The organism is Mesorhizobium sp. P2_F8 (assembly GCF_056403655.1).
Genome location: NZ_JBFUFB010000018.1, coordinates 1 through 25322, shown reverse-complemented (window position 1 = coordinate 25322; position 25322 = coordinate 1). Strand labels below are relative to the sequence as shown.

The 25322-nt window shown below is 61.9% G+C and carries 27 protein-coding genes and 1 pseudogene; 20 read left to right on the top strand and 8 right to left on the bottom strand.

Going from position 1 to position 25322, the window contains the following annotated elements; genetic code table 11:
- Positions 1 to 293 precede the first annotated feature (293 nt).
- The gene (locus tag AC1DZP_RS30700) at positions 294 to 1715 is read left to right on the top strand and encodes a DEAD/DEAH box helicase (RefSeq protein WP_477307598.1); all 1422 of its coding nucleotides are present in this window, start codon (positions 294 to 296) and stop codon (positions 1713 to 1715) included.
- 105 nt (positions 1716 to 1820) lie between these two features.
- On the opposite strand, the gene AC1DZP_RS30695 is transcribed toward AC1DZP_RS30700, so the two are convergent.
- Together AC1DZP_RS30695 and AC1DZP_RS30690 are read right to left on the bottom strand one after the other, a co-directional pair.
- Positions 1821 to 2795, bottom strand: a complete 975-nt coding sequence (locus AC1DZP_RS30695; RefSeq protein ID WP_457153881.1) for an alpha/beta hydrolase — start codon at positions 2793 to 2795, stop codon at positions 1821 to 1823.
- A gap of 96 nt (positions 2796 to 2891) precedes the next feature.
- The gene (locus tag AC1DZP_RS30690) at positions 2892 to 3713 is read right to left on the bottom strand and encodes an SDR family oxidoreductase (protein WP_095091643.1); all 822 of its coding nucleotides are present in this window, start codon (positions 3711 to 3713) and stop codon (positions 2892 to 2894) included.
- A 227-nt stretch (positions 3714 to 3940) separates the two neighbouring features.
- On the opposite strand from AC1DZP_RS30690, the gene AC1DZP_RS30685 reads away from it, so the two are divergent.
- From AC1DZP_RS30685 to AC1DZP_RS30665, 5 genes are all read left to right on the top strand, one after another.
- Positions 3941 to 4975 (top strand): cysteine synthase A, encoded by a 1035-nt coding sequence (locus AC1DZP_RS30685; RefSeq protein WP_477307596.1) that lies wholly within the window; start codon positions 3941 to 3943, stop codon positions 4973 to 4975.
- Entirely contained in the window at positions 4975 to 5718 is a 744-nt protein-coding gene (locus AC1DZP_RS30680; RefSeq protein WP_477307594.1) for an alanyl-tRNA editing protein, read from the top strand. Before AC1DZP_RS30685 ends, AC1DZP_RS30680 begins: the two co-directional genes overlap by 1 nt.
- A gap of 144 nt (positions 5719 to 5862) precedes the next feature.
- Entirely contained in the window at positions 5863 to 6714 is an 852-nt protein-coding gene (gene sseA / locus AC1DZP_RS30675; RefSeq protein WP_477307592.1) for a 3-mercaptopyruvate sulfurtransferase, read from the top strand.
- Between the two features lie 5 nt (positions 6715 to 6719).
- Entirely contained in the window at positions 6720 to 7283 is a 564-nt protein-coding gene (locus tag AC1DZP_RS30670) for a GNAT family N-acetyltransferase (RefSeq protein WP_477307590.1), read from the top strand.
- 101 nt (positions 7284 to 7384) lie between these two features.
- The gene (locus AC1DZP_RS30665) at positions 7385 to 7852 is read left to right on the top strand and encodes a DUF1203 domain-containing protein (RefSeq protein WP_477307588.1); all 468 of its coding nucleotides are present in this window, start codon (positions 7385 to 7387) and stop codon (positions 7850 to 7852) included.
- Positions 7853 to 8083: 231 nt separating this feature from the next.
- Here AC1DZP_RS30665 and ald read toward each other — a convergent pair whose 3' ends face one another.
- Entirely contained in the window at positions 8084 to 9199 is a 1116-nt protein-coding gene (gene ald / locus AC1DZP_RS30660; protein ID WP_095091638.1) for an alanine dehydrogenase, read from the bottom strand.
- A 156-nt stretch (positions 9200 to 9355) separates the two neighbouring features.
- Here ald and AC1DZP_RS30655 point away from each other — a divergent pair, with 156 nt between their 5' ends.
- The gene (locus AC1DZP_RS30655; RefSeq protein WP_010909317.1) at positions 9356 to 9829 is read left to right on the top strand and encodes an Lrp/AsnC family transcriptional regulator; all 474 of its coding nucleotides are present in this window, start codon (positions 9356 to 9358) and stop codon (positions 9827 to 9829) included.
- On the opposite strand, the gene AC1DZP_RS30650 is transcribed toward AC1DZP_RS30655, so the two are convergent.
- Positions 9826 to 10239, bottom strand: coding sequence for a hypothetical protein (locus tag AC1DZP_RS30650; RefSeq protein ID WP_477307586.1), 414 nt, complete (start codon positions 10237 to 10239; stop codon positions 9826 to 9828). The genes AC1DZP_RS30655 and AC1DZP_RS30650 overlap by 4 nt on opposite strands.
- 201 nt (positions 10240 to 10440) lie before the next feature.
- Positions 10441 to 11091, bottom strand: a complete 651-nt coding sequence (locus AC1DZP_RS30645) for a 5-formyltetrahydrofolate cyclo-ligase (protein ID WP_477307584.1) — start codon at positions 11089 to 11091, stop codon at positions 10441 to 10443.
- Positions 11092 to 11255: 164 nt separating this feature from the next.
- On the opposite strand from AC1DZP_RS30645, the gene AC1DZP_RS30640 reads away from it, so the two are divergent.
- Together AC1DZP_RS30640 and AC1DZP_RS30635 are read left to right on the top strand one after the other, a co-directional pair.
- On the top strand, positions 11256 to 12521 hold the full coding sequence (locus tag AC1DZP_RS30640; RefSeq protein WP_477307582.1) for an NAD(P)/FAD-dependent oxidoreductase: 1266 nt from the start codon (positions 11256 to 11258) through the stop codon (positions 12519 to 12521).
- Between the two features lie 148 nt (positions 12522 to 12669).
- The gene (locus AC1DZP_RS30635; protein WP_477307580.1) at positions 12670 to 14649 is read left to right on the top strand and encodes a bifunctional 2',3'-cyclic-nucleotide 2'-phosphodiesterase/3'-nucleotidase; all 1980 of its coding nucleotides are present in this window, start codon (positions 12670 to 12672) and stop codon (positions 14647 to 14649) included.
- Between the two features lie 38 nt (positions 14650 to 14687).
- Here the strand turns inward: AC1DZP_RS30635 and AC1DZP_RS30630 are convergent, their stop codons facing one another.
- Both AC1DZP_RS30630 and AC1DZP_RS30625 read right to left on the bottom strand, forming a co-directional pair.
- Positions 14688 to 15944 (bottom strand): class I SAM-dependent methyltransferase, encoded by a 1257-nt coding sequence (locus tag AC1DZP_RS30630; protein WP_477307578.1) that lies wholly within the window; start codon positions 15942 to 15944, stop codon positions 14688 to 14690.
- 132 nt (positions 15945 to 16076) lie between these two features.
- Positions 16077 to 16184 (bottom strand): annotated as a pseudogene (locus tag AC1DZP_RS30625) (DUF1365 family protein); the annotation flags it as partial.
- A 106-nt stretch (positions 16185 to 16290) separates the two neighbouring features.
- Here AC1DZP_RS30625 and AC1DZP_RS30620 point away from each other — a divergent pair.
- The 6 genes from AC1DZP_RS30620 to AC1DZP_RS30595 all read left to right on the top strand — a co-directional run bounded on the left by AC1DZP_RS30620 (position 16291) and on the right by AC1DZP_RS30595 (position 19451).
- A complete protein-coding gene (locus AC1DZP_RS30620) occupies positions 16291 to 16425 on the top strand; it encodes a hypothetical protein (RefSeq protein ID WP_280952844.1) in 135 nt (44 codons plus the stop codon).
- A 184-nt stretch (positions 16426 to 16609) separates the two neighbouring features.
- Positions 16610 to 16900 (top strand): Dabb family protein, encoded by a 291-nt coding sequence (locus AC1DZP_RS30615; protein ID WP_457153997.1) that lies wholly within the window; start codon positions 16610 to 16612, stop codon positions 16898 to 16900.
- Between the two features lie 44 nt (positions 16901 to 16944).
- On the top strand, positions 16945 to 17835 hold the full coding sequence (locus tag AC1DZP_RS30610; protein ID WP_477307576.1) for a VOC family protein: 891 nt from the start codon (positions 16945 to 16947) through the stop codon (positions 17833 to 17835).
- Complete coding sequence (kdsA, locus tag AC1DZP_RS30605) at positions 17832 to 18677, top strand: 3-deoxy-8-phosphooctulonate synthase (protein ID WP_378921899.1); 846 nt, start codon at positions 17832 to 17834, stop codon at positions 18675 to 18677. Before AC1DZP_RS30610 ends, kdsA begins: the two co-directional genes overlap by 4 nt.
- Positions 18678 to 18798: 121 nt before the next feature.
- Positions 18799 to 19002, top strand: coding sequence for a dodecin family protein (locus AC1DZP_RS30600; RefSeq protein ID WP_019858016.1), 204 nt, complete (start codon positions 18799 to 18801; stop codon positions 19000 to 19002).
- A gap of 83 nt (positions 19003 to 19085) precedes the next feature.
- Complete coding sequence (locus AC1DZP_RS30595) at positions 19086 to 19451, top strand: PRC-barrel domain-containing protein (RefSeq protein WP_477307574.1); 366 nt, start codon at positions 19086 to 19088, stop codon at positions 19449 to 19451.
- A gap of 55 nt (positions 19452 to 19506) precedes the next feature.
- Here AC1DZP_RS30595 and AC1DZP_RS30590 read toward each other — a convergent pair whose 3' ends face one another.
- Positions 19507 to 19632 (bottom strand): hypothetical protein, encoded by a 126-nt coding sequence (locus tag AC1DZP_RS30590; RefSeq protein WP_095091814.1) that lies wholly within the window; start codon positions 19630 to 19632, stop codon positions 19507 to 19509.
- Between the two features lie 286 nt (positions 19633 to 19918).
- On the opposite strand from AC1DZP_RS30590, the gene eno reads away from it, so the two are divergent.
- From eno to AC1DZP_RS30565, 5 genes are all read left to right on the top strand, one after another.
- A complete protein-coding gene (gene eno / locus AC1DZP_RS30585; protein ID WP_184874324.1) occupies positions 19919 to 21193 on the top strand; it encodes a phosphopyruvate hydratase in 1275 nt (424 codons plus the stop codon).
- Positions 21194 to 21355: 162 nt separating this feature from the next.
- A complete protein-coding gene (locus AC1DZP_RS30580; RefSeq protein ID WP_184874323.1) occupies positions 21356 to 21679 on the top strand; it encodes an FtsB family cell division protein in 324 nt (107 codons plus the stop codon).
- A 194-nt stretch (positions 21680 to 21873) separates the two neighbouring features.
- Entirely contained in the window at positions 21874 to 22911 is a 1038-nt protein-coding gene (gene pdhA / locus AC1DZP_RS30575; protein WP_477227108.1) for a pyruvate dehydrogenase (acetyl-transferring) E1 component subunit alpha, read from the top strand.
- 15 nt (positions 22912 to 22926) lie between these two features.
- A complete protein-coding gene (locus AC1DZP_RS30570; protein WP_477307572.1) occupies positions 22927 to 24312 on the top strand; it encodes a pyruvate dehydrogenase complex E1 component subunit beta in 1386 nt (461 codons plus the stop codon).
- 18 nt (positions 24313 to 24330) lie between these two features.
- Positions 24331 to 25322 (top strand): 2-oxo acid dehydrogenase subunit E2 (locus AC1DZP_RS30565; RefSeq protein WP_477307570.1); only part of this gene is annotated, 992 nt, incomplete at its 3' end.

The following is a 25322-nucleotide window of genomic DNA, read 5'->3' as shown; positions in this document are numbered from 1 at the left end:
GAACTGGGCCATATGCGGCGACATAGGCGCTTGGGCCGGGAACAATCCGGCCTTCTCGACAAATGAGACTGGTTGCGTCTGTTTTCCCTCTTTCCGGTATATCGGCCCCTCTTTCCGGTACATCACAAAGTGGCGAAAAAGCCCCGTGGCATGATGCCTGCGGGCACGACAGCGCAGCCGAGTGGACGAAACCGTCCGCCCGCCATGTCGTTCCATGACAATTTATCCGACGGCAGGTTGCGCCCTGCCGCCATTGATGTTTGCGGCCAGAGGCCGCGTGAAAGAAGAATATTTTGACCAACGAAAACACTTTGCTTGCTGATAAAACTGGGGAACTCTCCGGTTTCGCAGCACTGGGAATTACGGGTGCGCTGCTCAAGGCGACCCATGCCGCCGGCTTTACCGATCCGAAGCCGATCCAGGCTCAGGCGATCCCGCCGCAGATGGAAGGCCGTGACATTTTCGGCATCGCCCAGACCGGTTCCGGCAAGACGGCTGCCTTCGCGCTGCCCATCCTGTCGAAGATCATCGCTCTCGGCACCAAGCGCCGGCCGAAGACGGCGCGTGCGCTGATCCTGGCGCCGACGCGCGAACTCGCCGTGCAGATCGAGGACACCATCAAGATCCTCGCCAAGGGCGCGCATGTCTCGACCGCACTTGTGCTGGGTGGCGTCTCGCGCTTCAGCCAGGTGAAGAAGGTCGCGCCCGGCGTCGACATCCTGATCGCAACGCCCGGTCGCCTGACCGATCTGGTGCGCGAAGGCGACCTCATGCTTGCCGACACCAAATGGCTGGTGCTGGACGAGGGCGACCGCATGCTCGACATGGGCTTCATCAACGACGTGAAGCGCATCGCCAAGGCGACCGCGCCCGACCGTCAGACGGTGCTGTTCTCCGCGACCATGCCCAATGAAATCGCCGACCTGGCCAAGGGTCTGCTGAAGAACCCGATCCGCGTCGAAGTCGCGCCGCAAAGCACCGCGGCCGCCGAGATCGTGCAGGGCGTCGTCTTTGCCCGCACCAAGCAGAAGCGCCAGGTGCTGTCGACGATGCTCGCCGACGAGGCGATGAAGTCCGTCATCATCTTTTCGCGCACCAAGCACGGTGCCGACAGGGTGACCAAGGACCTCGAGCGCGACGGCTTCAAGGCCGCCGTCATTCACGGCAACAAGTCGCAGAATGCCCGTCAGAAGGCGCTGAACGATTTCCGTGAGGGCTCGGTGCGCATTCTGGTGGCTACCGACATTGCGGCGCGCGGCATCGATGTGCCCGGCATCAGCCATGTCGTGAATTTCGACCTGCCGGACGAAGCCGAAAGCTATGTCCACCGCATCGGCCGGACCGGCCGCAACGGCATGGACGGCATCGCCATCACGCTGTGCGATCCTTCGGAGAACAGCAAGCTGCGTCAGGTCGAGCGTATCATCCGCACCAAACTGCCGATCGTTGCCGACCATCTCGGCAGCCCTGATCCGCTGCGCAATCCGGCTGAAAAGAACGAGCGCTTCGAGCCCGCCAATGACCGCAACGACCGCAATGGTCGTCGTGACGGCAGGCGGCCGGGTGGCGAGAACAAGGGCAACGGCTTCGGCAAGAAGCGCTTCGGCGACAAGCCGGCCTTCGCTGGCGAGCGCAAGCCGGAAGGCGCCAAGCCTTTCAAGGGCAACAACAAGCGCCGCTTCGGCAGCAAGCGTCCGGCGGCGCGGGCTGCGTAAGCCTGACAGCGTTTTGGTCGGCCAAGCTTAGGCTGGCTGATTGCCGTGACTGACAAGGAAAGGGCGGCCGAAGCGATACTTCGGTCGCCCTTTTTCGTCAGGAGCCTATTTGGCCACCGCCTCGACCCAGACGGCAATCCTTTGCGCGAGATAGGCCGTGGTCGAAGGCGACAGCGCGTCGCCGGCGATGACGTGGTGGTCGGGATCGCCAGTGTCGTCGACCGGCACTAGTTCATGCGGCGCGCCCCAGCGCCCGGCGATTTCGCGGGTGCGGTCCTCGCGCACCACCCTGTCGGAATCGGAAAAGATGAACAGGGCAGGGATGGTCGCCTTTTCCACCGGCGCTGCGTAGGCGAGCTCCGTCAGCGCCGCCATCGGCAGTGTCGCGGCCATCGGATATTTGTGCGTCCAGAATTTTTCGTGCAGGGCGTTACGGGTCGGAAAGCTGCGTTCCTTGCCGCCGACAAGCTCGGCAATCTGCTTGCCCCAGGGCATGGTCAGCAGTTCGGCGCCGGACGCCCTGACGCCGAAATTCGGCGAGATGAACGCGATCGCCGCCACCCCGTCCGAGGCGCCCGGCTGCGTTGCAGCCCATGTCGCCAGCGAGCCGCCTGTCGAGGTCGAGATGACGATCACCTTGTCGCCAATCGCCCTGCCGATGGCGAGCGCCTCCTCATAGTCGTTGATCCAGGCATTGACGCTGCCTTGCGTCATCGCCGCGCCGTCCTGCCCGTGACCGGTAAGGCGGGTGTAGAACAGATTGGCGTCGAGCTGGTCGGCCACCTCGTCCGACAGCGGGCGGACCTCGCCCTTCGATGCGGAAAAGCCGTGGATATAGACAATCGACAGCGGCGTCCTGGCATGCACCATCGGATTGGCCCAGACGATCTCTTTCTCCAGCCCGTCACGGATTCCGGGTATGGCGCCCTCTGTCTTCGCCACATAGGCCTGCGGATCGTCGCCGATGACCGAGGGATCGAAACGGATCGTGGTGTCGACGGGTACGCGCGGGCCAAGCACGAAAGCCAGTGCGAGGACAACGACAAGGCCAAGCACAGCAAGCACGATCCGTCGCCCCATCGCAGACTCCAAAGAACAATTTCTCAACCTATGGCGGCGGTCACTATCGGGCAACGCCATGCCCCGGAGAGGGAGCCTGCCAATCTCGATGGCGTTCTATTCGCTTTGGGGCTTCCGGTCGTAGTGCAGCGGCCGCGCCTTCCAGTTGGTCATCAGGCCGATCACCCCTCTGCACAGCGGCCTCGGCAGCAGGCTGAGCACTTTCAGGGGCCAGCTCAGCCGGCGCGGGAAGGTGACTTCGAAGCCGCCGGACTTGATGCCCCGCGCCATGCGGCGCGTCGCGCGGCTGACTGGCATCAGCCCCGGCATCGGCAGCATGTTCTTCTCTGTAAGAGCGGTGTCGATGAAGCCCGGGTTGATCACCTGGACACGCACATTCATCTTGTCGAAGTCGTATTTCAGCGACTCGGCCAGGATGTTGATCGCCGCCTTGGTGCCGCCATAGGCGGCCGTGGTCGGCCAGCCGAAATAGGCGGTGACCGAGCCGACCAGCACGACATGGCCGCGTGCCCGCACACGCATGCGCTGGATGACCGGCACCAGGCCGTTGATGATGCCGAAATAGTTGACATCGAAGGACCGGCGAAAGTCGTTGACGACAAGATTCTCACCCGGCGTCGAAATGTAGTTCCCGGCATTGAAGACGGCGAGCACGATAGGCCCGAGTTCCTTCTCGATCGTGGCGACCGTCCTTGCCATGCGCGGCTCGTCGGTGACATCACAGGGAAAGGCCGTGACACTGCCCGGCATCTGCGCGGTCTCGACGACAAGCGTGTCGATCGGATCGTCGTCGAGCGCCGTCACCGCGACGGTATAGCCTTGGGCAGCAAGATCCCTGGCCAGCGAACGGCCAATGCCGCTGCTGCCGCCCGTGATCCAGGCGACGCCGTGCTTCGGATTGGCCCGATAGAGTGTCATGCTGCGCCCTGTCGACTTGCTCGTACCTTGCTCTAGCGATGAAGAAATCGAATGAAAAGAGTGCTTTCATCACAGTGAGGAAATGAACTGTGGCGCATGAAGGCGATATTGAGAAGCGTCGGCCGCGATAACAATGCCGCAAATGCGACTGGTCCAGACAAATTCTTGCCTTGAAACCGAAGCTTCGGGTTTCTACGGTTTCGGCACAGCTGCACAAGGAATCCTGAATGCCCCGTTCTGTGATCGACGCGATCGGCAACACGCCTCTGATCCGCCTCAACAAAGCGTCTGAACAAACCGGCTGCGAGATCCTGGGCAAGGCCGAGTTCATGAATCCAGGCCAGTCGGTCAAGGATCGCGCCGGCCTGTTCATCATCCGCGACGCCGAGCAGCGCGGGCTGCTGAGGCCCGGCGGTGTGATCGTCGAGGGAACGGCCGGCAACACCGGTATCGGGCTGACGCTGGTCGCCAAGGCGCTGGGATACCGCACGGTCATCGTCATTCCAGACACACAGAGCCAGGAAAAGAAGGACACCATCAGACTGCTCGGCGCCGAGCTGATCGAGGTGCCCGCGGTACCTTACAAGAATCCCAACAATTACGTGAAATTGTCGGGGCGGCTGGCCGAGCAGATGGCGCGGACGGAGCCGAACGGCGCCATCTGGGCCAACCAGTTCGACAATGTCGCCAACCGTGACGGCCATATCCGCACCACCGCGGAGGAAATCTGGAACCAGACCGGCGGCAAGGTCGACGGTTTTGTCTCGGCGGTCGGTTCGGGTGGAACGCTGGCCGGCGTCGCCTTCGGATTGAGGGCCAGGCGCAAGGACGTCAAGATCGCGCTGGCCGATCCGCTGGGAGCCGCGCTCTACAGTTTCTACACCAGCGGTGAGTTGAAGTCCGATGGCAGCTCGATCACCGAAGGCATCGGGCAGGGGCGCATCACCGCCAATCTCGATGGCTTCACGCCGGATTTTTCGTTCCAGATCCTGGACGAAGATGCGCTGCCGATTGTCTTCGACCTGATCCAGGAAGAAGGACTGTGCGTCGGCGGTTCGACCGGCATCAACATTGCCGGCGCGATCCGGCTGGCGCGCGAACTGGGCCCCGGCCACACCATCGTGACTGTTCTTTGCGACTATGGCACGCGCTATCAATCGAAGCTGTTCAACCCGGAATTCCTGCGCGAGAAGAACCTGCCGATACCGGGCTGGATGGAGCAGCGGAGCACGATTTCTGTGCCGTTCGAAAAGGTCGCGTGATGGCGCACAGGACCGAAGCGCTGTTTCGCGACGACGCCTATCTGCGGACAGCGGACGCCACAATCATTGCCGTCAACGATCGCGGCGGCATCATTTTCGACAGGACGATCTTCTACGCCACATCGGGCGGCCAGCCGGGCGATATCGGTCATCTGGAGCGCGCCGACGGCAGCCGCATCGCCATCGCCGCCACCATTACGGGCGAGACCAAGGACGAGATCATCCATGTCCCGGCGTTGGAGCAGAGGGTTCCCGAGGTCGGTGAACGCTTGAGCCTGGCGATCGACTGGGAGCGCCGGCATCTTTTGATGCGCATGCACGCGGCCTGCCACCTGCTCACTGTGGTCTGCCCGTTCCCGATCACCGGTGCGTCCGTTTCCGAGGATGACAGCCGCGTCGATTTCGATATTCCCGACGCCAGCTTCACCAGGGAAGACGTAACGGCGAGCCTGATGGATCTGGTGCGGGCCGATCACCCGATCTTCACCAGGCTGATCAGCGACGAGGAACTGGCCGCTAACCCGGGCCTGGTGAAATCCAAGAACGTCCGGCCGCCGGTTGGCACCGGCAAGATCCGCCTGGTCTGCATCGGTGATAACGCTTCGGTCGATAGCCAGCCCTGCGGCGGCACCCATGTCAAAAGCACTGGTGAGGTCGGGGAAATCCATATCGGCAAGATCGAGAAGAAGGGCCGTGAAAACAGACGCTTCCGCATCCGCTTCGGCCCGATGCCGGCGACCTGATGCATGTCGCCCAAGAAAGTGGCCTCGATGTTGGGTCACAACGACACGCATAAGAACAAAGACTTAAAGCGCGTCGCTTGAATCCGCTTCAACGCGACGCACTTTAATCGGACAATCACCGCCAAACGGCGAGCAGGAGAGAAAATGGCCGAGGATAGTCCTTTCACCGTCGATGCGGATTGGCTGCAGCAGCGCCTTGGCGAGCCGGGCCTGACGATCATCGACGCATCCTGGTATCTGCCGGCGCAAAAGCGCGATGCGCGCGGCGAATACGGCGCGGCCCACATTCCGGGCGCACGGTTTCTGGACCAGGACGCGGTTTCGGACCCGGATTCGCCGCTGCCGCATACGCTGCCGTCACCGCAGCATTTTGCCCAGTATGTCGGATCGATGGGCGTTTCGGCCGACGACACCATCATCATCTATGATGGTCCGGGCTTCTTCTCGGCGCCTCGGGCGTGGTGGATGTTCCGGGTGATGGGCGTCTTCCAGACCTATATTCTGGACGGCGGCTTCGATGGCTGGAAAGCGGCGGGCCGGCCGGTAACGGCCGAACCGACCAGGATCGCGCCAAGTGTGTTTCATGCCGATTTCGACGCCGGTCGCGTCGCCAGCCTCGCCGACATGCGCCGGATCGTCGATACCGGGGAAAGCCAGATCGCCGACGCCCGTGGACCGGGCCGCTTTGCCGGCACGGAGCCAGAACCGCGCGCCGGTATCCGCTCCGGCCATATGCCTGGCGCGCGCAATCTGCCCTACTCGGCGCTGTCGGAAAATGGCAAGCTCTTGTCGAAGGACCGCTTGCGCAAGGTGATCGAGGCGGCCGGCATCGATCTGTCGAAACCCGTCATCACCTCGTGTGGTTCCGGCATTACAGCCGCGGTGGCGACGCTGGCGCTGGAAACGCTTGGCCATACCGACAACAAACTTTACGACGGCTCATGGACGGAGTGGGGTGGGCTCTCCGACACGCCGGTCGTGACCGGCAAGGAATGAAGACGATGGAAAACGGTGCGCTGGAAGACATCGATGTCACGGTCACGTTCCTCGAAATGCATGTGCCTCCAGCCTATTCGCCGCCGGTGCCCTACAACCGTCAGGTCGCCCTGCTGAAGACCAAGGACATTCCCCTGCATTTCTACCGCTATTTGATGGATCGGGTGGGACGCAAATGGCACTGGGTGAACGTGCTGAGGCTGGATGACGAGGAGCTTTCGGCCGGCATCCACCGCGAGGACCGCGACATCAGAGTGCTCTACCTCGACGGCGCGCCGGCCGGCTTCTTCGATCTCAAGCCGCATCTGCCGGAAGAAGTCGAGCTCGCCTATTTCGGCATGATGGAACATGCGACCGGGCAAGGCATCGGCCGCTGGTTCCTGGGGGCGGCGATCGCAGCGGCGTGGTCGTACGGGCCGAAGCGGGTGACAGTGCAGACCTGCACGCTCGATCATCCGGCGGCTTTGCCGCTCTACCAGAAGCTCGGCTTTGCGCCGGTGGCGCAAAAGAAGGAAACCGTGCATCCGCTGCCTTTCGGAGAACGCTCGGCCAGCGTCATGAGGCCGTGACATCAGCCAAAAATCCGAAGCATCCGCCACTGCGCAGGAATCGGGTGGGAAGCGTGAACTTGAGGGCATAATTTCCGGTGGACAACACCGGAGATCCCACCATGACCATTCAGTTCAAAGCGCTGCCGACCGAAAATGTCAGGGCATTGCAGCACGGCGGCTCGGATGCCTACGGCCAAACGCCGGAACGAAAGATTTCCGACGGCGACGGCATGCCTTGCCGGCACTGTCTGAAGAACATCGCCGCTGGTGACGCTTACCTCGTTCTGGCCTATCGGCCATTCCCGGAGCTTCAGCCCTATGCCGAAACCGGGCCGATCTTCCTGCATGCCGAAGAATGCGACCGCGCCACCGAGAGCGGGGTGCTACCCGAGATTCTCGAAAGCCCTGACTACATCGTGCGCGGCTACGGCGGGGATAATCGTATCGTCTACGGCAGCGGCGGTGTCATCCCGACCGGAAGAATTGCAGCGCGAGCCGAGGCCCTCTTCGAGCGCGACGATATCGCCTACGTTCATATCCGCTCGGCGCGCAACAATTGCTACCAGTGCCGCATGGAGCGCGTCTGAGGCATTGGAACGCCGGGCGAGGGCTTGTCGTACTCCCGTCGCACAATCGCGCTAGAAAGCCATTGTCGATCGATTTGCCGACCGCGGATGAACCGGCGGCAAATCTCGATATCGAGGAAGCGGGGCTTTGGCTCCGCTTTTTTGTTGCCCCAGCCTCAAGAAAACCTTCGCGCCCAAGAAAAAGCCCGCCGGCATGAACCGGCGGGCTGACGGAGGAATTCTGAAATAGAATCAGGCCGCGAGAACGGCTTTCGGCTCAACCAGTTCGTAGCCGAGTGCCTCGGCGACCGCGCGGTTGGTGATCTTGCCCTTGTGGACATTGAGGCCATTGCGCAGATGGTGGTCATCGACCAGCGCCTTCAGGCCCTTGTCGGCAAGCTGCAGGCCATAATGAAGCGTCGCGTTGTTGAGCGCGTGGGCCGACGTCACCGGCACCGCGCCAGGCATGTTGGCGACGCAGTAATGGATGACACCGTCGACCTCGTAGGTCGGCTCGGCATGGGTAGTGGCGTGCGAGGTCTCGAAGCAGCCGCCCTGGTCGATGGCAACGTCGACCAGCACGGAACCCTTCTTCATGCCGGACAGCATTTCGCGGGTGACGAGCTTCGGCGCCGCGGCGCCGGGGATCAGCACGGCGCCGACGACGATGTCGGCCGAGAAGCACTCTTCCTCGAGCGCCTCGACGGTCGAGTAACGGGTGTGCACGCGGCCGGTGAAGAGGTCGTCGAGCTGGCGCAGGCGCGGGATCGAGCGATCGATGATGGTGACGTCAGCGCCAAGCCCCACCGCCATCCTGGCAGCATGCAGGCCAACGACGCCGCCGCCGAGCACAGTGACCTTGCCGGGCAGCACGCCGGGCACGCCGCCGAGCAGCACGCCGCGGCCGCCATTGGCCTTCTGCAGCGCCGTTGCGCCGGCCTGGATCGACAGCCGACCGGCAACTTCCGACATCGGCGCCAGCAACGGCAGGCCGCCACGGTCGTCGGTGACGGTTTCGTAGGCGATTGCGGTGACACCGGAAGCGAGCAGGCCCTTGGTCTGCTCCGGGTCCGGAGCCAGGTGGAGATAGGTGTAGAGAATCTGGCCTTCGCGAAGCTGCGCCCATTCGTTGGGCTGCGGCTCCTTGACCTTGACGATCATGTCCGACTTGGCGAACACGTCGGCAGCCGTCTTGGCGATTGTCGCACCGGCAGCGCGATAGGCATTGTCATCGGCGCCGATGCCGGCCCCGGCGCCGGTCTCGACCAGCACTTCATGGCCGTGGGCGACATATTCGCGGACCGAGCCGGGCGTGAGGCCGACGCGATATTCGTGGTTCTTGATTTCCTTGGGGCAGCCGACGCGCATTTTCTTCTCCTGATCCGGCCCTTTTGGGCTCGTTCCCTGTATAGGTGGAGTGAACCACGAATCGCTGCGCAGGTGTTTGCGAATGCGCTTGCGCCAACGGGCGGTTTTCGATAATCGTTGCGCAAATTGATGGGATATTCGCAGGATTCACGAAAAATGCCGCTCGACAGGATTGATATCGCCATTCTCGAGACTTTGCAGAAGGATGGCAGGATACCGAATGCTGCACTGGCCGAGAAGGTTGGCCTGTCGCAATCGGCCTGTTCGCGCAGGCTCGACAATCTGGAGAAATCCGGAACTATCCGCGGCTACCATGCCCGGCTTTCCAATGCCGCCCTTGGCCATCAGATGACGGCGATCGTGCATATTTCGCTGTCAGGACAGTTCGAGAAGACGCTGTCGGATTTCGAGGCGGCCATCAAGCGCTGCCCGAATGTGCTGTCATGCCACCTGATGTCGGGCGAATACGACTATATCCTGCGCATCGCGGCCAAGGATCTCGTCGACTACGAACGCATCCACAAGGAATGGCTGTCGGCGATGCCGCATGTGACCAAGATCAACTCGTCATTCGCCTTGCGTGAGATCGTCGACCGCACGGCGATGGGCATGAAGCCGGAAATGGCTTAACGCCAAAGGCATACCCGGACGTCCTTCCCAACATAGCATGCGCCTTCGCGGCGAAGGTCTTCCCAGCGTTCGTCACCGTGAGTTTCGGAAACGTCCGAGTTGCTATAGCCTTCCCAAAGATCACCGTCCTTGTATACTACTGCCCAGTAGTCTTTGGACATTTCACCAGCCCCACTATGCGTATCAGGATAGTCGATACCTGCAAAAACTTGCCGAGGCCCCTGGATATTAAAATCGCCGCCCTTCTCGATTTGATAGTAGCATCTTCCGGATATGCGAGTCTGACCGTCAACAATAAGCAGGCAGCGGCCCCATTTATAACCGCTCGGTAAACGATGCTGTGGTTGCGCCTGCGAAGGCGAAACGGAAAACGCAATTGCAAGGGCAGCCGCTATGGTTCGTCCGACCATCTTATCATCCGTTGTGACGCAGCCAATCCTAGGAGCTACCGGACACTGTTGGATCCGCCCGGAGCGCATGTCGAAACGCCGCGGCATGGTTCCCTTAAAGATCAGACTATTTATCGACCAAGTCGGATTTTTGTCACATGACATTTGCGCTGCTTCGCAGCGAAACAGAAATCCAGCCAGTCGCATTTTCCAAACAGGCTCTTAGGCCTCGGTGACGATCCGATCCATCGGGATGTCGTGCGGCTGCGGGTAGATGGTGGCTATACGCTGCAGTTCGTAGCCGACGCCGATCACCAGCGGCTTGAACGGCATCGCGGCCAGCGTACGGTCGAAGAAGCCGCCGCCATAGCCCAGGCGGTAGTTTCTAGGATCGATGCCGACGATTGGCGCAATGACGATGTCGGGCAGCACCGGATCACCCTCGGCCGGGATCGGGATGTTCCAGACACCTTTTTCCAGCCGGTCGCCCGGCGCGTAGGGGCGAAAGATCAGCGGCTGACCTTTCTCGATGACAACGGGCAGGGCGGTGCGGCCGCCGCGCGCATTGACGGACGCCATCCATGGGCGAAGGTCCGGCTCGCCGCGAAACGGCCAGTAGAGACTGACCATGCGGCCGGCGATCTCGCCGACGATTGCGTCGAGACCTTGCGCAATGCGCTGCGACATCACCGTTCGCGCGTCGGCCGAAACGGCGAGACGCGCGGCGATCAGGCGTTCGCGCTCGGCCTTGCGCCAGCGCCGGACGTCGGTCCAGTCGGTTGGTGGTGTCTGAAACGCGGGATCGAGTTCATGCATGAAGCAGGGAGGAGAGGCATATTGCGCCGGGCCTTGGTCGTCATGATCGTTAGCCATGCTTTACCTCATCGCGTATTTGATCACGCTATACCTCGTAACACGATACGACATGTGCGTTCACGACATTGGACGACGAGTCTCAGGCACCACCCCGTGTTGCTGCGATGCACAAAAGTACCTACATCTAGCCTAGGCAATCTTGCCCGTTAGCGGTGAATGAGATGAACCAGGCCAGCCATCATGTCGTTGTTGTCGGCGCGGGTTTTGGCGGCCTCGAATTCACCCGAGCGCTTGCCGGTGCGCCGGTCCGCATCACCATGATCGACAAACGTAATCATCACCTTTTCCAGCCTCTGCTCTACCAGGTGGCTACCACGGCGCTGGCAACGTCCGAAATTGCATGGCCGGTCCGCCACCTCCTGCGCAAGCGCAAGGATGTGACGACGCTGCTTGCCAATGTCGTCGGCGTCGATCGCGCCGGCAAACGCGTGCTGCTCGATGATGGCAGTGCTGTCGCCTACGACACGTTGCTGCTCGCCACCGGCGCGCGCCACGCCTATTTCGGCCACGACGAATGGGAACCTTTCGCGCCCGGCCTGAAGACGCTGGAGGATGCCACCACGGTTCGGCGGAACATTCTGCTGGCCTTCGAGAAGGCCGAGCGGGAGATCGATCCCGTCAAGCGCCAGGCGCTGCTGACCATTGCGATCGTCGGTGGCGGGCCGACCGGCGTCGAGCTTGCCGGCACCATCGTCGAACTGGCGCATGACACGCTGCGTGGTGAATTCCGCAACATCGATACACGGCAAACGCGTGTCGTGCTGATCGAGGCCGGCGACCGAGTTCTGGCCAATTTCGCACCAAAACTTTCCGACTACGCGATGAAGGCGCTCGAGCGGCTCGGTGTGACCATCGAACTCGGCAGGGCTGTTACGCGGTGCGACGCAGAGGGCGTGGTCTTCGGCGACAAGCACCTGGCAGCAGCCACAATCCTGTGGGCAGCGGGCGTCGCCGCCTCGCCTGCCGCCGAATGGCTAGGCGCGGCGGCGGACCGGGCGGGCAGGGTACTCGTCGAGCCTGACTTGAGCGTGCCGGGTAGCCCGGAGATTTTCGTCGTCGGCGATGCCGCGCATGTCCTGCGGCCGGACGGGCGGCCCGTTCCCGGCGTGGCGCCGGCCGCCAAGCAGCAGGGCCGGCATGTCGCCGCCACGCTGAAGGCGCGGCTTGCCGGCGACGCCAGCCCACGGCCGTTCGGCTACCGGCATGACGGCGACCTCGCCACGATCGGCAAGCGCGCCGCTGTGATCGATTTCGGCTGGATCAAGCTGACCGGCTGGGCGGCATGGTGGCTGTGGGGCATAGCCCACATCTATTTCCTGATCGGCTTTCGCAACCGGCTTGCGGTTTCACTGAGCTGGCTATGGATCTACGCGACGGGCCAGCGCAGCGCGCGGCTGATCACCCAGGGCGACGACGACAAGGGCTGACTTCTTCTCCCCAGACCGTTCATCCGCACGTCATCTGTTGCTGATCGAGTGACGGCATTATGCGCTCGACTTGTTGAATGGACTCGGATCGGCTTCAGCGCGAAGTTCGCTTCGGGGCAGGGCTTGTCACTTTGTCGAAGGAGAAAACATGTCTCGACTGCTCCATCCCGTCTCCCGCCGCGATCTCCTTGGCGGTGCCGCCGCCGCAGGAGCGATGATCATGTTGCATCCGTTCTCCGCCCGCGCCCAGGCCAACCAGGCCCATCTTCGGATCATGGAAACCACCGACATCCATGTGAACGTGCTGCCTTACGATTACTACGCCGACAAAGCGAACGACACGATGGGCCTGTCGCGCACGGCTTCCCTGATCGACGCAGTGCGCAAGGAAGCCGTCAATTCGATGCTCATCGACAATGGCGACCTGCTTCAGGGCAATCCGATGGGCGACTACATCGCCTATGAGAGGGGCATGAAGGACGGCGACCTGCATCCGATCATGAAGGCCATGAACCTGCTCGGCTACGAATGCTCGACGCTGGGCAACCACGAGTTCAATTACGGCCTGTCGTTCATGGACAAGGTGCTGGCTGGCGCCAATTTCCCCTTTGTCTGCGCCAATTTGATCCGCGGCACCGAGCTTGCCGCGAACCCGCGTGACGACAAGCTTTATCTCAAGCCCTATGTCATCCTCGACAAGAAGATCAGGGACGGGTCAGGCGCAGAGCAGCCGATCAGGATCGGCATCATCGGCTTCGTACCGCCGCAGATCATGGTCTGGGATCTCAAGAATCTGGAGGGCAACGTCAAGACGCGCGACGTCGTCGAGGCGGCCAAGGCCTGGGTGCCGCAGATGAAGGAGGAAGGCGCCGACATCGTGATTGCGCTCTCGCATTCCGGCATCGACGTGAAGCAGGGCGACATGATGGAGAACGCGTCGTTCTTCGTCGCCGGTGTCGACGGCATCGATGCGGTATTCACCGGCCACCAACATCTGGTTTTTCCCAGCAAGAAGGACTTCCAGTCGCTTGACGGCGTTGACACGCAAAAAGGCACGCTGCAGGGCAAGCCCGCCGTGATGGGCGGCTTCTGGGGCTCGCATATGGGGCTGATCGACCTGATGCTGGAGCGCGACGGGTCGAAATGGAAGGTCGTTTCCGCCACCTCAGAGGCGCGGCCGATCTTCGAACGAGTCGACAACAAGGCCAAGCCGATCGTCCCCGACGACAAGCGCATCATCGCGGCACTCGAGCAGGACCACCAGGCAACTCTGGCCTATGTGCGCCGTCCCGTCGGCAAGACCTCGGCGCCGCTCTATTCCTATTTCGCGCTGGTCGCCGACGATCCGTCGGTGCAGGTCGTCAGCCAGGCGCAGACCTGGTACCTGAAGGATATTCTCAAGAACACGCAATGGAAGGACGTGCCGCTGCTGTCGGCCGCCGCACCCTTCAAGGCCGGTGGACGCAGCGGCGCCGACTACTATACAGACGTGCCGGCAGGCGACATCGCCATCAAGAACGTCGCCGACCTCTACCTCTACCCGAACACCGTGCGGGCCGTCGAAATCACCGGCGCACAGGTCAAGGAATGGTTGGAAATGTCGGCCGGCATCTTCAACCGGATCGAACCGGGCAAGGCCGACCAGGCCCTCATCAACACCGACTTCCCGTCCTACAATTTCGACGTCATCGACGGCGTGACCTACAAGATAGACCTGTCGCAGCCGCCGAAATACGATGCCAAGGGCGGACTGGCGAATGCCGGCGTCAATCGCATCGTCGACTTGATGTTCGATGGAAAACCGATTGATCCAAAACAGAAATTCGTCGTTGCGACCAACAACTACCGTGCCGGCGGTGGCGGTAATTTCCCCGACATCAATGCCTCGAAGATCATCTACGAGGCGCCGGACACCAATCGCGACGTCATCGTTCGCTACATCATCAGCGAGGGCACTATCAATCCGTCGGCGGACGGCAACTGGTCGTTCGCGCCGCTGCCTGGAACCAGCGTCGTGTTCGAGACCGGCGCTAAGGCAAAGGATTTCATTACCGAGGTGAGGTCGCTGAAGATCGAGCCGGTAGGAGAGGGCGAAGCGGGATTTGCGAAATACCGAATCCTTCTCTGACCGTCGGCATAGGTCCGCGCCGGTACGGCAGCGTGGTTCTATGCCTTGTAGACCACCTGGCGCACGTCGATGTAGCTGGCGCGGAAGCCGGCCTCGCAATAGTGCAGGTAGAATTCCCAGAGCTTCTTGAAGCGGTCGTCGAAGCCGAGCGGGACGATCTTTTCCCATGACGCCCAAAACCGCTGGCGCCATTCGGCGAGCGTGCGCGCATAGTCGTCCGGAAACACGCGCTCGCGCAGATGGGCAAGACCGTGATCGTTGCCGAGTGCCTTCAGGATCGACGGCGTCGGCAGCATGCCACCCGGAAAAACATAGCGCTGGATGAAGTCCGGCCTTGCGCGATACGTGTCGTAGGCGGCTTCGTTGATGGTGATGATCTGCAGGCCCGCAGTGCCGCCGGGCCTCAGGCAGGCTTTCATCTTGCCGAAGAACACCGGCCAGTACTTCTCGCCGACCGCCTCGAACATCTCGATCGAAGCGATGCGGTCATAGGTGCCGGTTTCGTCGCGATAGTCCTGCAGCTTGATGTCAACCTTGTCGGCAAGCCCGGCCTTGGCGAGGCGCGCCTTGGCGAAGTCGTGCTGCTCGCGGCTGATCGTCAGCCCGGTCACACGGCAGCCGATCTCGCGAGCCGCGAATTCGGCGAAGCCGCCCCAGCCGCAGCCGATCTCCAGCACGTGATCCTTCGGCCCGATCCCCGTATCTTTGGCCAGTGCGCGATATTTTGCGGCCTGGGCGCTTTCGAGGTCGTTGGCGCCGGTGGCATAGAGTGCCGAGGAATAGGTCATGCTCGGATCGAGCCATTCCTTGTAGAAGGCGTTGCCGAGATCGTAATGCGCCGAAATATTGCGCTTCGAGCCGGTGCGTGTGTTCTCGTTGAACCAGTGCCGGATGCGCTGGACGGTGTTGATGAGCCAACTGGCGCCGCCCGCAACGCGTTCGCCGATGGCCGAATTGACCACGAACAGTTCCAGGAAGCTGGTGACGTCAGGGCTTTCCCAATCGCCGTCCATGTAGGATTCGGCAAGGCCGATCGTGCCGCCGGAAAAGGCACGGCCGGGCAAGCGCCAGTTCTTGAGCACCAGTTCGGCGTCCGGGCCTGGTCCCTTGCCACCGACCAGGACGGCGCGTCCGTCCGGCATCCTGACCTTCAGCGATCCCCGCGGCAGGTTCATCGCCGCCGACAGCACCATGCGCGCCTTCGCCGGCAAGCCCTTGACGATCTCGGCGAAATTGAATTCGTCCAGCCTGACCGCGTCGCTCAACGCCAGACCATGATGTTCCTTGTTTGTCATCTCACGCCCCTGCGCTTCCGCGGCGTCGGCGCAAATTGCCGAGCCTCGGTTCTCGCGGTTCATTCGCCGGGTTCGAACGCCATTGCCTGATCCCGGCAGTTGACCGGTTTCGGCGACAGGCGGGCTCGAACGAAAGCGCGCGCCCTTTAACCAGAGCTTCAGCGCTACCCAGTGAATCCCTGCGACAATCTTCCACGTCATGAGGGGGAACATCAAGAGGCAGGCTGCAAGCCGGGCTGTGCCAAGTGGAGGCGCTCGCCGTCGTGGATATGGCTTCTACACAGCAAAGGCCGAACACGCCTAAAACGCCTATGGTTGCAACCGTGCTTGTGCGATAGCTTTAGCCATGCGTTATGTGATCGTCATTGCTGCCATCACCTTTTTCCTGATCTGGGACGGCCTCTACAATCAGGGCCGGTATCTCGACACGGCGGTAAGGGGTGTCACGCACGTCGTGCGATCCGTCACCGGCGAGAGCTAGCGCCCATCCGCATGAGGCGCTGCCGCGACATCCTTGTCGATTGACGCGGCCGTCCTGTCGTCACAAAAGACCCCGGCGCTTAATGCATGTCGTCCAAAAGTGGCCCGGTCTTGGGGCAACGACATGCATAGAGACAAAGACCCGAAGCGCGTCGCCCGACGCGCTTTCGATCGAGGAGGCGGCGTTGATCCGGCATATCGTTTTCTTCAGCGCGCGGCGTAAAGAGGATGTGGAAGCCGTTCGCACCGGCCTGCAGGCGCTCGGCAACATTCCCCATTCCAGCCTCTTCGAGGTGACCATCAACACAAAGGTGGACCCGCTGTCGGACGAGATCGATGTGGTCGTCTATGCCGAGTTCGCCGATGACGCGGCATTGGCCGCCTACAAGGCGCACCCGCTCTATGGGCAGACGACCAGCAAGGTCAAACCATTGCGCGAGCTGCGTTATTCCGCCGATGTCGTGGCCGGTGCCTGATTGAGACTTGAACCGGTTTGCGGAATGATGCACATCGCGCCTGCATGAACCGAACAACAGCCGCCGGCACTCATCCGCTCGATCATCTGGTGCTGCCGACACAGAACCTCGATGTGGCACGAGCCCGGCTCACTGCGCTTGGCTTCGTGGTTGCCCCGACCGGCATTCATCCCTTCGGGACCGAAAACTGTTGTGTTTTCCTCGCCGACGGCACCTATCTCGAGCCGCTCGTGGTCGGCGACGAACAGGCCGCGACGGCGGCCATTGCCGAGGGCAATGTTTTCGTCGCGCGCGACCGTATCTATCGCAACAGGCACGGTGACGAGGGGTTTTCCGCCGTGGTCCTGGGGACCAGCAACGCAGATGCCGACCAGGCACGCTATGTCGAAGCCGGCATCTCCGCGGGAGACATGCTGAGCTTTTCGCGCGCGTTCACCGACACGGCGGGTAAAAGCGACATTGCATCGTTCAAGCTCGCCTTTGCATCCGATAGCAACGCTACAGATGCTTTCCTGTTTGCCTGCGAACGGGTCAACGCGCCGAAAGTGGATCGGACGGCCTTGCAGGCGCACGCCAACGGCGCCACGGGAATTGTCGAGATCGTGGCGGTCAGCGACCGGCCCGCCGAGCAGCGCCGGCTGATCTCCTTGGCGGTGGACGATCCGGCCGCCAGCGGGCAAGGCGGCGCGTTTCACTTGCCGAATGTAACCTTGAGTGTGCTTGCCCCGACGTCTTTCACCGCACGCTTTGGCTTGCCTGCCGACGCGCCGACGGACCTACGCTTCGCCGCCGTGGTCTTTTCGGTCCGCAGCGCCGATATCACCTTGAGGCTGCTTGCAGCCAACTCCGTCAAACACGATATAGCGGGCAATGATATTGTCGTGCAGCCGGCATCCGGACAGGGCGCGGCTTTCATCTTCCGGGAGATCCAATGAGCAAACCCCTGGCGCCCAATTCGTCGGTAACCGTCGGCAATGTCGTCTTCGACAACAACGCGGCCTTGTCGCTGATTGCTGGTCCTTGCCAGTTTGAATCGCGCCAGCATGCCTTCGACATGGCCGGCGCGCTGAAGGAACTGACCGGCAAGCTTGGAATAGGCCTCGTCTACAAGACCAGCTACGACAAGGCCAACCGCACCTCGCTGTCGGCGACGCGCGGTGCGGGCATGGACGCGGCACTTCCCGTCTTCGACGAACTGCGCAAGGAGTTTTCGCTGCCGGTGCTGACCGATGTCCACACCGAGGAACAGTGCGCGATCGTCGCGCCGCATGTCGATGTCCTGCAGATTCCGGCCTTCCTGTCGCGCCAGACCGACATGCTGGTCGCCGCCGCGAGGACCGGCAAGGTGATCAACGTGAAGAAGGGGCAGTTCCTGGCTCCCTGGGACATGAAGAACGTGGTTGCCAAGATCACCGGTTCCGGCAACGCCAATGTCTTGACCACAGAGCGCGGCGCGTCGTTCGGCTACAACACGCTGGTGTCCGACATGCGCGCTCTGCCTATCATGGCCGAGATCGGCGCGCCGGTGATCTTCGACGCCACGCATTCGGTTCAGCAGCCGGGCGGACAGGGCGGCTCCTCCGGCGGCGAGCGCCGCTTTGTCGAGACGCTGGCCCGGGCGGCTGTCGCCGTTGGTGTGGCCGGCGTGTTCATTGAGACCCATCAGGATCCGGACAATTCGACCTCTTCCGATGGCCCGAACATGGTGCCGCTGAAGGATATGCCGGCACTGCTGGAAAGACTGATGGCGTTCGATCGTATCGCCAAGGGTCACTGAAGCGTCCCACGGACGTTCCAGCGTCGGTTACTGACAATGGCGCCATGGCCCCGGCGCTTGTGGAAGACATAAGCCGGCTGTACGCTCGCCTCGCAAATGAGCGTTTTGGCAGGAGGAAGCCATGTCTGTCGCCCGCGTCACCGAAATCACCTCATCGTCGAAGAAGAGCTTTCAGGACGCCATCGAGAAGGGGATTGCGCGTGCCGCAAAGACCTTGAAGAACGTCGAAGGCGCGTGGATCCAGGACCAGAAGATCGTCGTCGAGGACGGCAAGATCGCTGCCTATCGCGTCAACATGAAGGTCACCTTCATCCTCGCGGAGTAACCGGCTGCCGCCGAAAAAGTCGGGAACTTTCGCCCGCGCCCCTCATTGTCAAAGCATAGATCAACGACAATGAGGAGCACATCATGACAACCCAGACAGGCCACACCGAAGCCATTGCCGCTTCGCGCGTCATCGGCACGTCCGTCTACAACACCGAGGGCAGGAGCATCGGCAGCATCGAAGACATCATGCTCGACAAGACCTCGAACGGCATCATGTTCGCGGTGATAGGCTTCGGCGGTTTTCTCGGCATCGGCGAGAAGTACCACGCCATTCCGTGGGCCAGCCTCGACTATGACGAGGACAAGGGTGGCTATGTCGTTCCGTTCTCCAAGGAACAGCTGAAGGCAGCACCCGCTTATTCGATCAGTGAACTGGCCGGCGCGGATGGCGAGACGGCGCGCGACGCGTCCTATGATTACTACAAGGTCACGCCTTACTGGCATTGACGCCTGCAAACAAAAGGCCCCGTTCAGACGGGGCCTTTTGGATTCGATGCAGCGCCTATTCGCTGACATGCAAGGCCGGTAGCGGCCCTGCTGCCTTGGGTGGCGATTGCTGATTGTCGCACGACGTCAGAAACGCCGCCGCGATCAGGAACAGACTCACGATACCACTCAACTGGGACATGGCGAAACTCCTCCTGTTTCGCCCCGCGCACCCGCACCATAGCCGGAAGTACATCCGCCGCACATGACTTATGATGACAGCGATTTGCGCTTCGTGAATCGCCTGATGCATATCGCCACAAAGTAGTCCCCGGTTTTGAGACACCGCATGCGGCGCCTGACTCCGTTCAGGCGCGGCGCGCGTTAGGCTGACGCCACGGCAATAATTGCGACCGGGCCGATTGCCTTTTGCGGCACTTTGGCTAAGACGTGCGCGACCCTTCTTCAGATCAATCGAGGACATCGCAATGACCGCCATCATCGACATTGTCGGGCGTGAAATCCTGGACAGCCGTGGAAATCCGACCGTCGAGGTCGATGTCGTTCTCGAAGATGGCTCGATGGGCCGCGCTGCGGTGCCGTCGGGCGCCTCGACCGGCGCCCACGAGGCCGTCGAACTGCGCGACGGCGGCGCCCGCTATCTCGGCAAGGGCGTGCTCAAGGCCGTCGAAGCGGTGAACGGCGAGCTGTTCGAGGCCATCGGCGGCATGGAAGCCGAAAACCAGATCCATATCGACCAGACCATGATCGAGCTCGACGGAACGCCCAACAAGAGCCGCCTCGGCGCCAACGCCATCCTCGGCGTCTCGCTGGCCGTGGCCAAGGCCGCGGCCGATGCCGCCGGCCTGCCGCTCTACCGTTATGTCGGCGGTACCAAGGCGCATGTCCTGCCGGTGCCGATGATGAACATCATCAATGGCGGCGCCCATGCCGACAACCCGATCGACTTCCAGGAATTCATGATCCTGCCGATCGGCGCGCCGACACTGCGCGAAGGCGTTCGCTGGGGTTCGGAAATCTTCCACACGCTGCGCAAGAAGCTGAAGGATGCCGGCCACAACACCAATGTCGGCGATGAGGGCGGCTTTGCCCCGAACCTGAAGAGCGCGCCGGTGGCGCTCGACTTCATCATGGAATCGATCGAGAAGGCCGGCTTCAAGCCCGGCGAAGAGATCGCGCTTGGCCTCGACTGCGCCGCGACCGAGTTCTTCAAGGACGGCAACTACGTCTACGAGGGCGAGAAGAAGACCCGCGACCCCAAGGCCCAGGCCAAGTACCTGGCCAAGCTCGCCGCCGACTATCCGATCATCTCGATCGAGGACGGCCTTGCAGAGGACGACTGGGAAGGTTGGAAGTATCTGACCGACCTGATCGGCAAGAAGACCCAACTGGTCGGCGACGATCTGTTCGTCACCAACACGGCACGGCTGCGTGACGGCATCCGAATGGGCGTTGCCAATTCGATCCTGGTCAAGGTCAACCAGATCGGCTCGCTGACCGAAACGCTCGACGCCGTCGAGACCGCGCACAAGGCCGGCTACACCGCCGTCATGTCGCACCGCTCGGGCGAAACCGAGGATTCGACCATAGCCGATCTCGCCGTTGCCACCAATTGCGGACAGATCAAGACCGGCTCGCTGTCGCGCTCGGACCGCATGGCCAAGTACAACCAGCTGATCCGCATCGAGGAAGAGCTCGGCAAGCAGGCGAGCTACGCCGGCAAGTCGGTGGTCAAGGGCTGATCCGGAAACACCCAGGCATGGGATATCGATGAAAGGGCGGGAGCATTCCCGCCCTTTTTCATTTCGGGTCTCGCGCAGCCGGTCATCCGTAACCGTCCGTTAAGCACAATCGGGCGAAAAAGATGGGGAGCCGCAGGAGTTCGCGGCCGCGAGGACTTGGATATGTGGACGCGTCAGCACAAGCAGAGAAACACCGGCCGGTTGATCATTCCCTCGCTCTGCGTGGCGTTCCTCGCCTATTTCGGCTTTCATGCCTACCACGGCGAATTCGGCATCAACTCGAAATATCAGCTGGAAGCCCAGACGGTTGCGCTGCAAGGTCAGCTCGACGCGATCAAGGCACGCCGGATGGAGCTCGAACGGCGCGTTCGGCTCATGCATGAAGGGTCGATCGAGAAGGACATGCTCGACGAGCAGGCGCGCAAGGCGCTCAATCTGTCCCAGGCTGACGAAATCACCATCATGTTGCCGGTCTCGGCGAAGTAACCAGTTTTCAGTTAATAGCCAATATTTTCAATGATTTTAATCGCTTAGACGCATGTGAGCTATGCAATTTCGGCATGGCATAACGCTCTAGCGCGTGTTAGCCTCTCCAAAATCGGTGGGGAGGAGCTGATCTCCCCAGGGCGGATTTGATCCTGCCCTAATGTCCGCAAAGAGACGCCAACAGGGAGTGATGCATGGCCACCGCAGCCAGAAAAGCGCCTGCCAAATCCAAATCCGACGGCAAAATGGGGCTTTCGGCCCCCAAGCCTGCAGAGTTCACCAAGGATGAAGAGCTTGCCGCCTATCGGCACATGCTGCTCATCCGCCGTTTCGAGGAAAAGGCCGGCCAGCTTTACGGCATGGGCTTCATCGGTGGTTTCTGCCATCTCTATATCGGCCAGGAAGCGGTCGTCACCGGCATGAAGATGGCGCTGATCCAAGGCGACCAGATGATCACCGCCTATCGCGACCACGGCCACATGCTGGCGATGGAGCTTTCACCGCGCGGCGTCATGGCTGAGCTGACCGGACGTCGTGGCGGCCTGTCACGGGGCAAGGGCGGCTCCATGCACATGTTCTCCAAGGAGAAGCATTTTTACGGCGGTCACGGCATTGTCGGCGCGCAGGTGTCGCTCGGCACTGGTCTCGCCTTCGCCAATCGCTACCGCGACAACAACAATGTGTCACTGACCTATTTCGGCGATGGTGCGGCCAACCAGGGCCAGGTCTATGAAAGCTTCAACATGGCCTCGCTGTGGAAGCTGCCGGTGATCTACATTATCGAGAACAACCGCTATGCTATGGGCACTTCGGTCTCCCGCTCGTCAGCTGAGACGGACTTTTCGCATCGCGGCGCTTCCTTCAAGATTCCTGGCCTCCAGGTCGACGGCATGGATGTCCGCGCCGTCAAGGCTGCGGGCGATCTGGCCACCGAATGGTGCCGCGCCGGCAACGGCCCGCTGATCCTCGAGATGCAGACCTATCGCTATCGCGGCCACTCGATGTCCGACCCGGCGAAGTACCGTTCCAAGGAAGAAGTACAGAAGATGCGCTCTGAGCATGACCCGATCGAGCAGGTCAAGGCGCGGCTGATAGAGAAGAAGTGGGCGACCGAGGACGAACTGAAGACCGTCGACAAGGAGGTTCGCGATGTCGTCGCGGATGCCGCCGAATTTGCCCAGAACGACGCGGAGCCGGATCCGTCCGAGCTCTGGACCGATATCGTATTGTAACGGGAGGGCAAGGACATGCCGATCGAAATTCTCATGCCCGCTCTCTCGCCGACCATGGAAGAGGGCAATCTTTCCAAGTGGTTGAAGAACGAGGGCGACAAGGTCGTCGCCGGTGACGTCATCGCCGAGATCGAAACCGACAAGGCGACGATGGAAGTTGAAGCCGTCGATGAAGGCACGCTTGCCAAGATCGTGGTTCCTGCCGGCACCGAAGGCGTCAAGGTCAATGCAGTAATCGCCGTACTCGCGGTTGACGGCGAAGACGTCGACAAGGCCGGCGAAGGCATCGGCGAAGAGCCCCCGAAGGCTGAAGCAGCGGCGCCTGCGCCGGCGGCAGCCAAAAGCGAGGCCTCAGCACCGGTCGCAGCCGCCCCGAAAACGGAAATCGCCGCCGATCCGGATATTCCGGCCGGGACGGAAATGGTCTCGACCACCGTGCGTGAAGCGCTGCGTGATGCGATGGCCGAGGAAATGCGCCGCGACGGCGATGTCTTCGTCATGGGCGAGGAGGTTGCCGAATACCAGGGTGCCTACAAGATCACGCAGGGACTGCTGCAGGAGTTCGGGCCGCGGCGCGTCGTCGACACGCCGATCACCGAGCATGGCTTTGCCGGCGTCGGCGTCGGCGCGGCGATGGCCGGCCTGAAGCCGATCGTCGAGTTCATGACCTTCAACTTCGCCATGCAGGCGATCGACCAGATCATCAACTCGGCTGCCAAGACGCTCTATATGTCGGGCGGCCAGATGGGTGCGCCGATCGTGTTTCGTGGACCGAACGGCGCCGCCGCTCGCGTCGCAGCCCAGCATTCGCAGTGCTATGCCGCCTGGTATAGCCACATTCCCGGCCTCAAGGTCGTGATGCCCTACACCGCTGCCGATGCCAAGGGCCTGCTCAAAGCGGCGATCCGCGATCCCAACCCGGTTATCTTCCTCGAGAACGAAATCCTCTACGGTCATTCCTTCGATGTGCCGAAGCTGGATGATTTCGTGCTGCCGATCGGCAAGGCGCGCATCCACAAGACCGGCAAGGACGTCACCATCGTCTCCTTCGGCATCGGCATGACCTATGCGGTCAAGGCTGAAGCCGAGTTGCGCGGCATGGGCATCGACGCCGAGATCATCGACCTCAGGACCATCCGCCCGCTCGACCTCGACACGGTCGTCGCCTCGGTCAAGAAGACCAACCGGCTGATCGTCGTGGAAGAGGGATATCCGCAGAGCTCAGTCGGCGATCACATCGCCAACCAGGTGTCGCAGCGCGCCTTCGATTTCCTTGACGCCCCGGTCATCACCATTGCCGGCAAAGACGTGCCGATGCCCTATGCGGCGAACCTCGAAAAGCTGGCGTTGCCGAATGTCGGCGAGGTCATCGAGGCGGTTAAAGCCGTCACGTATCGCTGAACCGGGCGGGAGGACAAAATGCCAATCAACATCACCATGCCGGCCCTGTCGCCCACGATGGAAGAGGGCAATCTGTCAAAGTGGCTGGTCAAGGAGGGCGACAAGGTTTCGCCCGGCGATGTCATTGCTGAGATCGAGACCGACAAGGCAACAATGGAAGTCGAAGCTGTCGACGAGGGCACGGTTGCAAAGCTGGTCGTTCCGGCCGGCACCGAGGGCGTCAAGGTCAATGCGCTGATCGCCGTGCTCGCTGCCGAAGGCGAAGACGCCGGCGCCGCCGCGAACAGCGGTGGCGCTGCTGCGCCAGCGAAAGCGGAAGCGCCGAAAACGGAGGCTCTGAAGGCGGAAGCACCAAAGGCTGAGGCGCCAAAGGCCGAGCCTGCGCCCGCATCCAAGGCAGTAGCGGCTCCGGCCGCCAACGGCCATGCCGCTGGCGAGCGCACCTTTGCATCGCCGCTCGCGCGCCGCATCGCCAGGGAAGCCGGGGTCGATGTGTCTGCCGTGACCGGCACCGGCCCGCATGGCCGCGTGGTGAAAGCCGACGTCGATGCGGCGATTGCCGGTGGCGGCGCCAAGCCTGCCGCCAAGGCAGTGCCCGCAGGCGCTCCGGCGGCGCCGGCTGCTGCCGCCGCGCCGGTGAAGGCGATGTCGGACGAGCAGGTGCTGAAACTGTTCGAGCAAGGCTCCTACGAACTCGTCCCGCACGACAATATGCGCAAGACCATCGCGCGCCGCCTGGTCGAGGCCAAGACCACCATCCCGCATTTCTACCTGACACTCGACTGCGAACTCGATGCGCTCTTGGCATTGCGCACGCAGATCAATGCGGCAGCGCCAGTCAAGAAGACCGAAAAGGGCGACGTGCCGGCCTACAAGCTGTCGGTCAACGACATGGTGATCAAGGCGATGGCGCTGGCCCTGAAGGCGGTGCCGGATGCCAATGCGTCGTGGACCGAAAGCGTCATGGTCAAGCACAAGCATGCCGATGTCGGCGTTGCGGTGTCGATCCC

What these genes read in the sequence shown, in the direction of transcription:
- AC1DZP_RS30655 (WP_010909317.1), top strand. Translation starts at nt 9,356, where the DNA reads ATGCCGCTCGACAGGATTGATATCGCCATTCTCGAGACTTTGCAGAAG.
- kdsA (WP_378921899.1), top strand. Translation starts at nt 17,832, where the DNA reads ATGAGCAAACCCCTGGCGCCCAATTCGTCGGTAACCGTCGGCAATGTC.
- AC1DZP_RS30650 (WP_477307586.1), bottom strand. Translation starts at nt 10,239, where the DNA reads ATGGTCGGACGAACCATAGCGGCTGCCCTTGCAATTGCGTTTTCCGTT.
- ald (WP_095091638.1), bottom strand. Translation starts at nt 9,199, where the DNA reads ATGCGCGTCGGCTGCCCCAAGGAAATCAAGAACCACGAATATCGCGTC.
- AC1DZP_RS30645 (WP_477307584.1), bottom strand. Translation starts at nt 11,091, where the DNA reads ATGGCTAACGATCATGACGACCAAGGCCCGGCGCAATATGCCTCTCCT.
- AC1DZP_RS30610 (WP_477307576.1), top strand. Translation starts at nt 16,945, where the DNA reads ATGAACCGAACAACAGCCGCCGGCACTCATCCGCTCGATCATCTGGTG.
- AC1DZP_RS30590 (WP_095091814.1), bottom strand. Translation starts at nt 19,632, where the DNA reads ATGTCCCAGTTGAGTGGTATCGTGAGTCTGTTCCTGATCGCGGCGGCG.
- AC1DZP_RS30665 (WP_477307588.1), top strand. Translation starts at nt 7,385, where the DNA reads ATGACCATTCAGTTCAAAGCGCTGCCGACCGAAAATGTCAGGGCATTG.
- AC1DZP_RS30570 (WP_477307572.1), top strand. Translation starts at nt 22,927, where the DNA reads ATGCCGATCGAAATTCTCATGCCCGCTCTCTCGCCGACCATGGAAGAG.
- AC1DZP_RS30600 (WP_019858016.1), top strand. Translation starts at nt 18,799, where the DNA reads ATGTCTGTCGCCCGCGTCACCGAAATCACCTCATCGTCGAAGAAGAGC.
- AC1DZP_RS30670 (WP_477307590.1), top strand. Translation starts at nt 6,720, where the DNA reads ATGGAAAACGGTGCGCTGGAAGACATCGATGTCACGGTCACGTTCCTC.
- AC1DZP_RS30640 (WP_477307582.1), top strand. Translation starts at nt 11,256, where the DNA reads ATGAACCAGGCCAGCCATCATGTCGTTGTTGTCGGCGCGGGTTTTGGC.
- AC1DZP_RS30635 (WP_477307580.1), top strand. Translation starts at nt 12,670, where the DNA reads ATGTCTCGACTGCTCCATCCCGTCTCCCGCCGCGATCTCCTTGGCGGT.
- AC1DZP_RS30620 (WP_280952844.1), top strand. Translation starts at nt 16,291, where the DNA reads ATGCGTTATGTGATCGTCATTGCTGCCATCACCTTTTTCCTGATCTGG.
- AC1DZP_RS30595 (WP_477307574.1), top strand. Translation starts at nt 19,086, where the DNA reads ATGACAACCCAGACAGGCCACACCGAAGCCATTGCCGCTTCGCGCGTC.
- AC1DZP_RS30580 (WP_184874323.1), top strand. Translation starts at nt 21,356, where the DNA reads ATGTGGACGCGTCAGCACAAGCAGAGAAACACCGGCCGGTTGATCATT.
- AC1DZP_RS30685 (WP_477307596.1), top strand. Translation starts at nt 3,941, where the DNA reads ATGCCCCGTTCTGTGATCGACGCGATCGGCAACACGCCTCTGATCCGC.
- AC1DZP_RS30680 (WP_477307594.1), top strand. Translation starts at nt 4,975, where the DNA reads ATGGCGCACAGGACCGAAGCGCTGTTTCGCGACGACGCCTATCTGCGG.
- sseA (WP_477307592.1), top strand. Translation starts at nt 5,863, where the DNA reads ATGGCCGAGGATAGTCCTTTCACCGTCGATGCGGATTGGCTGCAGCAG.
- AC1DZP_RS30695 (WP_457153881.1), bottom strand. Translation starts at nt 2,795, where the DNA reads ATGGGGCGACGGATCGTGCTTGCTGTGCTTGGCCTTGTCGTTGTCCTC.
- eno (WP_184874324.1), top strand. Translation starts at nt 19,919, where the DNA reads ATGACCGCCATCATCGACATTGTCGGGCGTGAAATCCTGGACAGCCGT.
- AC1DZP_RS30630 (WP_477307578.1), bottom strand. Translation starts at nt 15,944, where the DNA reads ATGACAAACAAGGAACATCATGGTCTGGCGTTGAGCGACGCGGTCAGG.
- pdhA (WP_477227108.1), top strand. Translation starts at nt 21,874, where the DNA reads ATGGCCACCGCAGCCAGAAAAGCGCCTGCCAAATCCAAATCCGACGGC.
- AC1DZP_RS30690 (WP_095091643.1), bottom strand. Translation starts at nt 3,713, where the DNA reads ATGACACTCTATCGGGCCAATCCGAAGCACGGCGTCGCCTGGATCACG.